At 47.1% G+C, this 12,885-nt stretch carries 12 protein-coding genes; 7 read left to right on the top strand and 5 right to left on the bottom strand.

The window, feature by feature from the left end:
• The first annotated feature begins 44 nt into the window (after positions 1–44).
• The 3 genes from ACZ5DR_RS07500 to ACZ5DR_RS07490 are packed head-to-tail and all read left to right on the top strand — an operon-like array spanning position 45 to position 3,354.
• The gene (locus tag ACZ5DR_RS07500; RefSeq protein ID WP_377366549.1) at positions 45–1,727 is read left to right on the top strand and encodes a COG3014 family protein; all 1,683 of its coding nucleotides are present in this window, start codon (positions 45–47) and stop codon (positions 1,725–1,727) included.
• A 31-nt stretch (positions 1,728–1,758) separates the two neighbouring features.
• Positions 1,759–2,352 (top strand): penicillin-binding protein activator LpoB, encoded by a 594-nt coding sequence (locus tag ACZ5DR_RS07495; RefSeq protein ID WP_377366551.1) that lies wholly within the window; start codon positions 1,759–1,761, stop codon positions 2,350–2,352.
• Positions 2,353–2,358: 6 nt separating this feature from the next.
• Positions 2,359–3,354, top strand: a complete 996-nt coding sequence (locus ACZ5DR_RS07490; protein ID WP_377366553.1) for an LPP20 family lipoprotein — start codon at positions 2,359–2,361, stop codon at positions 3,352–3,354.
• Between the two features lie 89 nt (positions 3,355–3,443).
• On the opposite strand, the gene ACZ5DR_RS07485 is transcribed toward ACZ5DR_RS07490, so the two are convergent.
• The 4 genes from ACZ5DR_RS07485 to pobA all read right to left on the bottom strand — a co-directional run bounded on the left by ACZ5DR_RS07485 (position 3,444) and on the right by pobA (position 7,834).
• On the bottom strand, positions 3,444–4,730 hold the full coding sequence (locus tag ACZ5DR_RS07485) for a TRAP transporter large permease (RefSeq protein ID WP_377366555.1): 1,287 nt from the start codon (positions 4,728–4,730) through the stop codon (positions 3,444–3,446).
• Positions 4,727–5,236, bottom strand: coding sequence for a TRAP transporter small permease (locus ACZ5DR_RS07480; RefSeq protein WP_377366557.1), 510 nt, complete (start codon positions 5,234–5,236; stop codon positions 4,727–4,729). Before ACZ5DR_RS07480 ends, ACZ5DR_RS07485 begins: the two co-directional genes overlap by 4 nt.
• A gap of 108 nt (positions 5,237–5,344) precedes the next feature.
• On the bottom strand, positions 5,345–6,373 hold the full coding sequence (locus ACZ5DR_RS07475; protein ID WP_377366559.1) for a TRAP transporter substrate-binding protein: 1,029 nt from the start codon (positions 6,371–6,373) through the stop codon (positions 5,345–5,347).
• A 249-nt stretch (positions 6,374–6,622) separates the two neighbouring features.
• Positions 6,623–7,834, bottom strand: a complete 1,212-nt coding sequence (gene pobA, locus ACZ5DR_RS07470) for a 4-hydroxybenzoate 3-monooxygenase (RefSeq protein WP_377366561.1) — start codon at positions 7,832–7,834, stop codon at positions 6,623–6,625.
• Between the two features lie 264 nt (positions 7,835–8,098).
• Here pobA and ACZ5DR_RS07465 point away from each other — a divergent pair, with 264 nt between their 5' ends.
• The 4 genes from ACZ5DR_RS07465 to ACZ5DR_RS07450 all read left to right on the top strand — a co-directional run bounded on the left by ACZ5DR_RS07465 (position 8,099) and on the right by ACZ5DR_RS07450 (position 12,187).
• A complete protein-coding gene (locus ACZ5DR_RS07465; protein WP_377366563.1) occupies positions 8,099–8,980 on the top strand; it encodes a helix-turn-helix domain-containing protein in 882 nt (293 codons plus the stop codon).
• A gap of 152 nt (positions 8,981–9,132) precedes the next feature.
• Positions 9,133–9,297, top strand: a complete 165-nt coding sequence (locus tag ACZ5DR_RS07460) for an RSP_7527 family protein (RefSeq protein ID WP_377366565.1) — start codon at positions 9,133–9,135, stop codon at positions 9,295–9,297.
• Positions 9,298–9,509: 212 nt separating this feature from the next.
• Positions 9,510–11,312: a GGDEF domain-containing protein gene (locus ACZ5DR_RS07455; RefSeq protein ID WP_377366567.1), complete on the top strand. Its 1,803-nt coding sequence runs from the start codon at positions 9,510–9,512 to the stop codon at positions 11,310–11,312.
• 77 nt (positions 11,313–11,389) lie between these two features.
• Complete coding sequence (locus ACZ5DR_RS07450; protein WP_377366569.1) at positions 11,390–12,187, top strand: UDP-2,3-diacylglucosamine diphosphatase; 798 nt, start codon at positions 11,390–11,392, stop codon at positions 12,185–12,187.
• Between the two features lie 25 nt (positions 12,188–12,212).
• On the opposite strand, the gene ACZ5DR_RS07445 is transcribed toward ACZ5DR_RS07450, so the two are convergent.
• Positions 12,213–12,884 (bottom strand): 3'-5' exonuclease, encoded by a 672-nt coding sequence (locus tag ACZ5DR_RS07445; RefSeq protein WP_377366571.1) that lies wholly within the window; start codon positions 12,882–12,884, stop codon positions 12,213–12,215.
• Between the last annotated feature and the right edge of the window lies 1 nt (position 12,885).

Raw genomic sequence — 12,885 nt, 5'->3', positions numbered from 1 at the left:
TGGCCTATTATTTTTGCATCAGTTCTTAGGGAAAGGAAGCTAACGTGCGTTTACTCATAGTCACGCTTTTCATCAGCCTATTAAGCGGCTGTGCCACCTATCGGCAGGATGTTGATGAAGGCTTGTCCTTAGCTCGTCAAGGGCAATGGCAAGCAGCAGAAGCGGTATTTGATGAAGCGCTAGACTCTCCTAAAGACCAATTACTTTATTACATGGAAAAAGGCGCCCTCGCCCAATACGAAGGCGACTATGAGCGCAGCAATCAGCTTCTAGAGCAAGCAGAACGACTCAGTGACACCTTTTTTAGCACTAACTTTAGTGACCGAGCTTGGGCCTTTGTCAGCAATCCTCGACAGGGCAGTTACCGTGGAAATGGTGTGGAACGGGTATACATCAGCTACTTAAAATCCCTCAACTATCTCGCCCTATCTGAAACAGCGCCCCAACGACAAAGCAAGGTGCAGTTATTGGATTCCGCCTTGGTGGAAGCCCGTCGCATTGATCTTAAATTGAATGAAATCGCTGCCCAGACCTTGAGTTACAGTGATTTAGAAGCCAAAGAAAACCAGCCCTTCTATCTCAAGGCCGTAGATTGGCTGGGCAACTTTTACTCAGGCGGCCGCAGTACCGAACAGTACCAGTATCGGGAAGATGCTTGGGGGCGCTATCTCGAAGGCCTCCAATATGAAGCGTCAGGACAATATGACGACGCTCGCATCAGTTATACGGATGCCGCCACCCTTTATGAACAAGGTTACGCAGAACAGTACAACCTACCTCAAGTGACTGGAAAGAGAGCGTGGCTCGACGCCATTCGCATGATGCAAAAGTCTGGTTGGAGCAAAGCAGAGATCGAACAAGCGAAAAACGAACACCTCAATGCTCAAATGCTCGATCAATATGACCGCTATCAATCCCACTCAGCTGAACTGGTGATTCTAGAACACCAAGGATTTATCCCGGATAAGAGCGAAATGTCCCTACTCTTATACCCTGATCCACAAAGCTACTCCTTGCTGCTTGACCCCATCATCCCCAACCAGTCAGGTAACCGCAATCTAAACAGCTATGATGAATTCCGCTGGTTTACCATGGTGTACTCGGATCTCACTCCCCTTTCCATGATCGCCAATTACAAAAATGGTGGCGGCTGGGATGTCTTCACCGGCATCTTCACCAAACGCGTCCTCCTAGGCAAAGCAGCTTGGCAGCAACTCGACAGCCTTCAGCTTGATAAAATGCTATATGACATCCCTTTGCGCGTCACAGTGCCATTTTATCGACGCTTTGAACTGGATGCCCGACCTACGGTCACACACCTAGTGGATACCCAAGATAACGGCTCAGATTCAAGTATTCGCATGGCGTCTTTGGCGGACATTGCCTTCCAGGACCAGTTAGCAAACGCCCAACGGGATATCTATGAAAGCCTCGTAAGAGAAATGGTTCGGGCTTGGTTGGCTTATCAAGTACAAAGCCAGCTAACCCAAGACGACACCCTTGGACTGTTTTTAAACCTAGCGAGCCAAGTGACCCTGTTTGCCACTTCTGCCGCGGAAACTCGTAACTGGCTAACCTTGCCCGCGCAAGTCCGCTTAACACGTATACCATTGACACCGGGAGACTATCGCCCCACTTACCAAGCCACAGGCAAGGAATTTACCTTAGGGCCCATCACTCTCGAACAAAACGAATTGAAGATTTGGAATCTTCGCAATCCAAACTAAACTAGAGATCAATGACTTAATGGAGATCCACATGAAAACACTAACATGGCGTACTGCACTGATTGCGCTGCTGAGCACAGCTTTGATGGCCTGTAGCTCAGGTGGAGTTAAGCGAATCGACGTGAACGAGGAAGTTGCCCTATCTGATCGCTGGAACGATACGGATTCTCGCCTTGTGGCAGAAGAAATGATGACAGACATGCTGACCTTCCCATGGTTCCGCGACTACCACATGGAACACGACGGCAACCCAACGGTGATCATCCAAAATATTCGTAACAAGAGCCATGAGCACATCCCTGTGGACACCTTTGTGAACGATATCAAGCGTAGCCTACTCCGTGCCGGTCGGGTCGATTTCGTTGTCTCTGGTGAAGAACGTGAAGACATCCGTACCGAACGAGCAGACCAAGAAATGAATGCAAACCCTGATACCGCCGCTCAATTTGGGTTGGAACAAGGGGCAGGCTTTGCCTTGTCTGGCACCATCAACTCCATCGTGGATTCTGACGGCGACCAACGTGTCACCTTCTACCAAGTGGACTTGAAACTGATTGATATGACCACGAACCGAGAGGTTTGGAACGGCCAGAAGAAAATCAAAAAACTGCTAACAAAAGGCTAAGCTCTCATGCGCCAGACACTCATGCCATGGAGTTTGCTCGGAGCATCAGCCCTGCTTCTAGCAGGCTGTGCTTCAGCACCTAAAGAACCTATCGAAACCCTGCCTGATTGGGTCGCTAACCCACCCAAAAGTAGCCGTTACCTTTACGGTGTGGGCAGCTATGAACGTATCGATAATCTGGCGCTGGCTTTTGCCCAAGCAGAACAAAATGGCAATGGGCAGATTGCTCAACAATTAAAGACTCAAGTCAGCCAAACCACGACGAGTCAGGTGAACGTTGCCCAGTCTAGCCAAGGGGAACAAGTTACCCGAAATGACACCCTCTATACTCGGGTTAAGACAGCCCCCATCGAACTGGAGCAAACCAGCAACCAGGAGCGGTATGCCGGTTTAGACTACGTCTATGCTCTGCAAGTATTGGATCGCAGTCGCGCTTTAAGCCGCCTTCGTCTGCAGATTGATGAGGTTGAAAGTGATATTCTCAGTCAAGCAAAAGCGCTTTCTCCCAAGGTAATCGAAGCGGACTGGCCCATTTACATGCAGCTCATTCCAAGCTTCGCACAACGCTCCAAACTTGTTGAAAAGTATCAGCTTTATTCACAAAGCGGTGCATCATACGAAGGTGATGACCGGGTAAAAAGCGTTGAAAAAAAGCTTACTTCGGCCTTTCAAACCTACCGGTTTTACGTCCCTAATTCGGCACAGCAAAGCTCCCTTGAAGCCGCTTTTACGGAAGCAGGTTTTCAAACTAGCCGGCAAGCTTCGACCTTTACCGTCATGAGCAATACCCAGACTCGCAGTGAAACACAAAAGACCCGCCATTATGCTTTTATGGAAGGGACTCTCACCCTGACTGACCGCAATGACACCATGATTGGCAGTTGGCAAGTTTCCGCGCGGGGCATTGGGCTCAATGATGTGTCAGCTGAGCAAAAAGCTCGCCAAGCCTGGGCAGATGCAGCCGTCGAAGCTTTAGTCACTCACCTCAGCGCTCGCCCTTAAAGCCTCCTCCTGAAGTGACCTTCCAGACAACAAAAAGCCCTGTTAAATCACTCTAACAGGGCTTTTTAATGCCGTTGTATCGGACAGGATTACAGCAAACCAACTGCCAACATTGGAAAGGCGATAATCAAAATCAAACGCACCAAATCAGAGATCACAAATGGCATCACGCCCTTATACATCTGACCAATGGAAATGTGCGGTGCGACAGACTTGATCACAAACACATTCATTCCCACTGGTGGTGTAATCAACCCCAACTCCACGGTGATAACAGCGATGATACCAAACCAGATAGGATCAAAGCCTGCGGCTTGAATCAATGGATAAACCACAGGGACCGTCAGCAGCAGCATAGCAATACTGTCCATAACGCAACCCAACACCATGAAGAGGATCAAAACACAGAACAACACCATGTAAGGCGATAGCTGCATGGCATCTACCCAATCAACAAGAGTGAAAGAGATACGAGAAACTGACAGGAAGTAACCAAAGATCTCTGCACCAATGATCATAAAGAAGATCATGGCCGACATTACCAAGGTTTCTTGAATGGCATCAATAAAGCCTTCAAAGCGCATGCCACGTACTACAGCGATGACCAAGGTTGCCGCCGCACCCACAGCCGCCGCCTCTGTTGGCGTAAACCAGCCACCATAGATACCACCAATGATGAACAAGAACACCCCAGTAAATGGCACCAGTCCTTTTAGACCAATCAGCTTTTCTTTTAAGCTCGTTGCCTCACCTGGCTTGGCGATATTTGGATAAACCGTCACCAACACGGCTACGGTTAGTCCATAAAGCACCAATCCTAATAGGCCCGGAATCAAGCCAGCAATGAACATATCCCCAACAGACTGCTCAGTAATCAAAGCGTAGAGCAACAAAGCAATAGATGGGGGAATCATGATTCCCAAGGTGCCACCAGCTGCCAAGGTCCCTGTTGCTAAAGTGGGCGCGTAGCCGTTCTTTTCCATTTCAGGCAATGCCACACGGGACATACTCGCAGCCGTCGCCATCGAAGAGCCAGAAATAGCAGAGAAGATGCCGCAGGAAGTCACTGCCGCCAAAGCCATGCCACCACGCCATGCACCAAACGCCTTACGGGCTCCGGTAAACAGCTCTTGGGACATGCCTGCCTTTGAAGCAAACACCCCCATTAAAATAAACATTGGGATGGGGCTGAAGCTGTAGTTTGACATGGTTTCAAAGGGCCCTGTGGCCAAGATAGAAACCGCAGGTTCAAACGCGACAATCCAACCAAATCCGATAAAACCCATGGCCGCCATGCCTAAAGCAATAGGCGCACGGAGGGCGATCATTAACAACATGATCGCAATACAAGATAATCCAATCGCTGTGGTACTCATGCGTCAGCCTTCCCATCAATAATTAGTTCAAGCGCGTGTAAAGTCGCAGAGATGCACAGCATTGCTGTAGCAAATGAGGCAATCCCATAGAAATACGTCATAGGAATCAAAAGATCTTGAGTGGTCTCATAACTCATGGCCGCTTCATCTACTAAATGATAGAAGCTGTAGGCCATAGCGCCGCCCAAGAAAGCGAAGCACAGCAGATAAAAACCTTCTAAAAACGCTTTTTTGCGGTCACTTAGGTGATCCGTAAACAAATCCACAATCACCTGTGAACGACTCACGGAGTGAGGCAGTACAAATAATACGGTGAATAACAGACCATATTTAACCAGCTCAACCCCGCCAATAAAGGTGAAGTCAATGGCACCGTCCGTGATGGTGAAAAGTCCTCGCGAAATAACGTCGGCTAAAGTTGACACCATCATACTGATTAGAAAGACACCGCCAATCCAATGCATTAACAGGGTAAACTTCCCGAACACACGAGTAATTGCATTCATAATAAACTCCGAAGACTGCCAAACTGAGTAGACCTTATAAACTATATAGGCCTACTCTCGTTTAGCAACGACATGACAGCAGGACGCCGTCATGCGATAAAGCGATCACTATTTACAAGTGGTTTGACCTAACTCTACTGCACGAGCGTAGACCTTATGAGCAGGCAAACGCTTCTTATCCAATTCGTTTAGGTAATCTTCTGTTGCTTGGTAAAGCACTGGTTTCCAAAGTGGGTTTTCTGCGCCACCTTCGATCACATTAATTTTGTGACCCATTTCTACCGCTTGCTTACGGCCGGCTTCATCAAGACGATCAAAAGAAGTCGCTGCAATTTCAGACCATTTCATGCCTGAGTTGTCATCGATCACCTTTTTAAGGTCCGCTGGAAGTTTGTTGTAGAAGGACTTATTCATCGTCACGATGAATGAAAGCGTGTACAAACCACCTACTTCTGTATGGTGCGGTGTAAGCTCATTCAAACGGAAGGTATATTGACCTTCCCAAGGCAGAGACACCCCATCAATGACACCACGTTGAGTAGATTGGTAAGCACTTGGCGCTGGCATACCTACAGGCTGGGCACCTAGACCTTCAAGGATTTTGGCCACTACAGCGGTCGGACGACGAATACGCAGGCCTTCCAAATCAGAAGGCTTAGTCACTTCTTTTTCAGTGGTGTGGATGCCACCTGGTCCATGGGTGAATAAGAACAGTGGTTTAGTATCACTGTATTCTTTATCTAGGAAACCTTCGTCATAAATAGACTGCAAAATACAGGAGCCTTGGGCGGCACTTTGAGTCACGCCAGGCAGCTCTACAATTTGAGTCAGAGGAAAGCGGTTAGCTGTGTAGCCTTGAACCGTTGCCGATACGTCAGCAATACGGTTTTTCGCTGCATCGTATAGTGCAGGTGGCTTAGCCAACGTAGAGGATGGGTACATTTCAACTTTGATGCGGCCATTTGATTGCGTTTCGATGGCTTCTGCCCATGGCTCAAAAATATCTTTCTGAGCGCCCGCTACAGGGGGAAAGAAGTGTGCGAAACGTAGGGTGTAATCCGCAGCATTAGCATTTGCCGAAGCGATAACCGTTGTTGCAATAGCGGCCAACGCACCGTGTTTTATTATTGTTTTCATAACAGAGCTCCAAAGTAATTATTATTAATGTTGCTATGGTTCTATCGGTTTATATAACAAAGCTAACAACCCATTTATCAAAATGGTAATTGATTATTAAGCCGCCTCATTGAAAAATTGGATAGCATTTTTGATTTATCACGTTAAAAAATCGGCAAAAAAATAATTAAGCCCATGTTTTATATGACTTTATTAAACCCTAAAAGATATCCAATTATTTCGATAAGGTTACATGAGACGACTTATGAGTTAGCCTTTTAGGTCTTCATAAGGCAAGCCAACATATTGTGTTGCAATGACTTTTCGCCCCGCTTCATTGTCAGTATAGAAGCTCAATTCGGATTCCATAAACTTAGCAAAGGTCACAGAATCCGTACCATTGACTTCCACATCGCCAAAGTCATGCATCATGTTCGTCATCCACCAAGAGAATCGCTCCCCATGCCAAACTCGGCGTAGGCAAATCTCGGAGTATTGGGACACGCAGCTGTGGTCGCCTTGTTGGTAGGCTCGAGTCATAATTTTATATAAGGTCGCCACATCAGACGCCGCGAGATTCAGGCCTTTGGCACCGGTTGGCGGCACAATATGGGCGGCATCTCCTACCAAAAACAGCTTACCGTATTGCATAGGCTCACACACAAACGAACGCAAAGGGGCGATACTCTTTTCGATGCTCGGGCCTGTTTCCATGGTGGCCGCCACATCAGCAGGTAAACGGCGCTTTAACTCTGTCCAAAAAGCTTCATCGCTCCAGTTTTCAACTTTGTCCGTTAAGGGCACTTGGATGTAATAACGGGAACGGGTAGCAGAACGCATGCTGGCCAAAGCAAAACCACGGTCAGTTTTACAGTAGATCAACTCATCGTGAGCGGGTTTGGTATCAGACAGCAAGCCTAACCAACCAAAGGGATAGACACGCTCATGCTCTGTTTTAACCTCGTCTGGAATGGTTTTGCGAGACACCCCATGAAAACCATCACAACCTGCGATGTAATCACAGTCTAGACGAACTGTTTCCCCATCTTTTTCAAAGGTCACATAAGGGGCGCTTGCGTCCGACTTCACATCATGGAGCTGAACATTGCTTGCCTCGTAAACGGTCGTTAAACCTGCTTGCTCCCGTGCCACCATCAAGTCACGAGTGACTTCCGTTTGCCCGTATACCATGACAGTGTCGCCACCGGTCAATTCATCCAAGGCAATGCGCACACGCTTGTCATTGAAAGCAAGCTCGACACCTGTGTGCACTTCTCCCTCTTTGTCCATGCGCTCTGATACGCCAGCTTCACGAAGTAAATCCACCATGCCTTGTTCCAATACACCAGCGCGTATACGCCCCAGCACGTATTCACCTGAAACACGCTCAACAATAACGTTATCGATCCCCTGCTTTGCTAACAGTTGACCCAACAACAAACCAGACGGACCCGCACCGATAATGGCAACTTGAGTTTTCATAGTAATCTCACCTTGTTATTTTTGTTCGCCGAGGCGATTGACATAAGATGGATTAATAGTGGCTAAGGATGAGTCAAAGCATTAGGAACTTTCGGGACAATAAATTGTACTTTTTGGACAAAGTTAAACTATCCTATAGAATCAAACTTAATGAAATTTAAGCTCACAAATACCGAAGATGACCTATTTTAATATCATTTAACTAGCATTATTCAAATTTTAGACATGTATTGGTTTTTCACAATCAATTGAGAATTTTCTCCTATGCAGAAAAACATCCCCCAATTTGGTCTTTATGGTGAGGGTCGCTGGATAGACGATCCAGAGTTCGTCCATATTGAAGACATTGAGGCTCGTAGTGGCGAGCTAGGCTGGCGTATCAAAGCCCACCAGCACACCCAGCTATTCCAAATTTTGCTACTCAACCACGGTTCCGTACAGGTTAAGATGGATACGGAGACTCGCTACTTAGAAGGCAAATGGGCCATCATAGTGCCACCAGGGATTGTTCATGGGTTCCGTTTTTCCCCGGAGACCGATGGCAGCGTGCTGTCCATTTCTGACTCCCTACTCGAACAAACGCCAGACAAACTGGGAAAGCATACTCAAGCACTCACAACCCCAGGCTTTATCAACTTCAATCGTTTACCAGAAGCCTTTCAACATGTGAGGCAGTTAATTGAGCTATTGGAATATGAATTCCAGCAAGTACATGAGGGTAAGAATGCCCTGATAGAACACCTTCTAAAGGCTATATTAGTGCTCGTGGTTCGCCATCAAGTGGCCACCTCTCCTGATGCTCCTCTCAGTAACGATGACACCCTCATTAATCGACTCAAGATACTCGTCAATGAGCGCTACAAAAATCACCTAAAAACCCTCGACTATGCAAATCAGCTAAATGTCTCAGAAAAGAAGCTCAATAGAGTCACTCAGCAAGCATTTGGTAAGACAGTGGTGCAGCTTGTTCATGAGCGCTTGATGCTAGAGGCCAAACGTCATTTGGTTTACACACAAAAATCTGTCGAAGAAATCGCCTATGACTTAGGATTCAAAGATGCTGGCTATTTTTCTCGCTTTTTTAAACGCCAAGAAAAACTCACCCCAGGAAAATATCGTCAACTATCTGATCCTATAGCCCTTTAGAGAAAAAGATAACCTATTGTTTTTGAAATCAAAAAACATATTCGATTAGATATTTTCATCATTCTGTTTAGAATTGATCGTTTGTACAAATTCTACCCATTTCCTACTATTACCACATCGAAACACACATTAACTTTCTCAGGAGAAAGACCATGAACAACACTTCTTATGACAACTTAGACACTGACTTTTATGTAGAACGCGCTTACGAACTTCGTCGTCTTTACGTGGCAGCTGCGGTAAAAAACTTCGCACTTCGTGTAAAAGCTTTCTTCACTCCAAGCCCTCGTTCTTTCCAAGGTAAAGCGGCGCACTAATCGCCTCACTTATCTGTAGCACTCGTTTCTGATCGCACAGTAAAAACAACACCCCGATCAGCAAAACGTGGCTCCAGAATCCCTCTCCCTAGCTTCATTTTCTTTCCCACACACCACTCTTTCACCCAGTTTCTACTACGTTTTTCTGTCACATTACTGTAACCATTCTTTCATAACATGACGCTTCAACCTCATGTTCTGACAGTGATAAAATGCAAACAGATAAGGCTCTTTTACTTGATCAAATACTTCAACAGGGACTGATCACTCCATTATTTCAACCCATCTATGACCTAAGTAATGGTCAGGTATTTGGGTTTGAAGCCTTATCCCGTGGACCTCAAAACAGTGAACTGTTCGCACCGGACGTCTTATTTCCATTTGCCCAATTGTCAGGCCGACTGCATGAGCTGGAGCTCCTATGTCGCGCTAAGGCCATTTCACAATTTGCCCAATTAAAACTTCCAGGGCAGCTATTTTTGAACGTAAGCGCGTCTCTCCTAAGCAGCCCAAATCATCAAAAAGGCATGACCTTAGCCATCCTCAATAAATTGGGACTCAGTGAAAAGGACATTGTCATAGAATTGTCAGAGCAACATCCCTACGACCACAATGGCTTAAGTCGCAAAAGTGTTGACCATTACCGGGAGATGGGGTTTCAAGTTGCAATCGATGACCTAGGTGCTGGGTATTCTGGGTTGCGTCTTTGGTCCGAACTGCGTCCTGACATTGTCAAAATTGATAAACACTTTATTGATGGCATTGATAGAGACGAGGTGAAGCGGGAGTTTGTGCGCTCAATTGTAAGCATTTCTCGCCGTTTACGCTGCATCCTGATCGCCGAAGGCATTGAACGCCAGCAAGAGCTAGATCAACTCATCGAATTAGGGGTTCAGTACGGTCAAGGTTACTTTCTGGCGTACCCCACCGCCCAACCCAGCAGCCAAACTAACAGCTATTTAGAGCGTAGCTCTGAGCGACGTGATCGTTTCAATCAGGATCAAAGTGAAACCGTTTTGACCTTGTGTCGCGAGAGCACTTGTGTCGAGAGCCACATTCCTCTGAGCGATGTGGCCAAGATTTTTAAAGACAACCCGAGCCTGGTAGCTTTGCCAGTTGTTGAGGGCAAACACCCCTTAGGTGTCATTCGACGTCACGCTCTCCATGAACTATTCTCGACCCCCTATGGCCGCGCATTGTATGAGAACAAACCGGCTGTAAACATCACAACGAATGATGCCTTAATCGTTGAAAGTCACATTGCCCTAGCCACCGTGTCCACCATGTTTACGGATCAGGAAGCCGATCTACTCAATAACGAGATATTAATTGTGCGAAATGGCGAGTACCTTGGCACAGGACATCTAAAAGACTTACTCAAGCGTATTACTGAGCTAAAAATTCAAAACGCCACCTACTCCAACCCGCTCACCTTGTTGCCAGGTAATGTGCCGATCAATCGGGACATCGATCTTCGCCTACAACAGCAACAAGATTTCTACGTTGCCTACTTCGACCTGAACGATTTCAAGCCTTTTAACGACTATTACGGTTACGCAAAAGGTGACGATGTGATTCAACTACTTGGTAGCATCATTCGTCATGTGGTGACGGGCGATCAGAACTTTGTTGGGCATATTGGTGGAGATGATTTTGTGGTGGTCTTTAGTGACGATAATTGGTGTGAACAATGCCAAAACATCCTCGATCTGTTCGCCGCAGAAGTACGACAATTCTATGATGAAAAAGCTCTGACAGACGGTGGCATCTGGAGCAAAAGTCGGGACGGGGAAAACAAGTTATTCCCGATCTTAAGTCTGGCAATTGGCGTTGTAAACCCGAATCCACAGGCCTGTAATAGCCATCACTTTGTCGCCGAGCTAGCCGCAGTGGCAAAGAAGTCTGCTAAGCAAATTGGGGGCAATGCCATTTATCAGCAACCCTATCAATATTTGTATGACGACGAGCCAACGAAAGCGAGCGAACGTTGCTGTAACGAACTCTCACAAATCTGACACAGCGCCGTCACTAAAGCGTCATGGACAACTTTTAGCCTCAAATATAACCGCTAAAGAGGCTAGAGGCTCATTCTATGCAAACAACCTATCGCGCTGTCTTCATCTCTGACGTTCACCTAGGCACCAAGGCTTGCCAAGCTACCCACCTGCTCGATTTTCTAAACACTATTTCTACCCAAACCTTATATTTGGTGGGAGACATTGTGGATTTGATCGAGATGCGAAAACGCGCCCACTTCACAGAGGAACAACAGCAGGTAGTGCATCGGATACTGGCCTTGGCAAAGGAAGGAACTCGCGTCGTGTACATTCCCGGGAATCATGATGCCTTCTTTCGCCAATTCTGCGGTCAACGCCTTTCTGGAGTGGAAATAGAACAACAAGCGATCCATAAAACCGCAGATGGTCGTCGCTTCTTAGTGAGCCATGGGGATGAATTCGATCAAATGGTAAAAGTCAGCCCCATCATGCTGGCTATTGGTGATAAAGCACACGGTCTGATGTTGGCACTCAATCGTCACATCAATCGCCTGCGCCGGGTGATGGGCATGCCATACTGGTCACTGGCTGGCTATATCAAGCAGCATATTAGTAAGGCTCAAGAGTTCATTACTCGTTTTGAAAGTGCTGCGATTAAAACCGCGCGTAATAAAAAGCTAGATGGTTACATTGGCGGCCATATTCATTTTGCCCGGTTCCAGCGTCAAGGAGAGGTGCTCTACTGTAATGATGGGGACTGGGTGGAACATTGTAGCGCTCTCGTAGAATCAGGCTCAGGAGAGCTAAGCCTGATTCATTGGTCGGAACAACCTTGTCATCTGGCCACGGAACCAGCGAATGAAACTTTGGAGCACTCTCCTTCTTTAATTTAGGCCTGCTGGGTTTATTCCAACGGAGTTAAGACACCTTAGAGGTTAAATTCACCCTCCCGCCACCGAGTTTAATCAGCTCCTGTAAACTCGGTGTGTGATGAAAATGCGCCGTCTGGGCCAGCAAGAGTTCGGCGGTCGCCATAGCATCCGTTAGCGCGTCATGGCCAGGGTAGTCGGGCAATCCATAACGCTCTCGGCAAACAGCTAAACGGTAGCCTCCTTCTTGTATCACCTCCTGTGCACGCTCACGACGATGTCGTTCGATCTGCATGGTGTCCAACCAAGGAAAAGCCAATGAAGGCATGGGCTGGGTTTGCCACAGAGAACGCAGAAAACCGAGTTCAAGGGGGGAATAATGGGCCACCAGCACCTTATCCTTCATGATCTGGCGCAAATATCGCAGCACACTCTCATGACGACGCCCTTGTTCCAACACATCTGCATCGGTAATCATATGAATGCCCACACTGGTATCGTCAATTTGAGCACTGTCTAACAACAGATGCTGGGCGGTATCGAGCTGAATCACGCCGTTTTCAATGAGCACCCACCCAAGACTTATCACTTGATGCTGTTTTGGATCTAAACCAGTGGTTTCCATATCCAACACAAAATAAGAGGCTTCATGCCAAGGCCGCGAGGTTTCTTGACGGCGAGATTGCCAATGATGGAGCGCCTTTAAAACATGTTTAACCATG

The sequence above is a fragment of the Marinomonas vaga genome, assembly GCF_055388305.1.
This window is presented reverse-complemented; position numbering and strand designations above follow the sequence as displayed.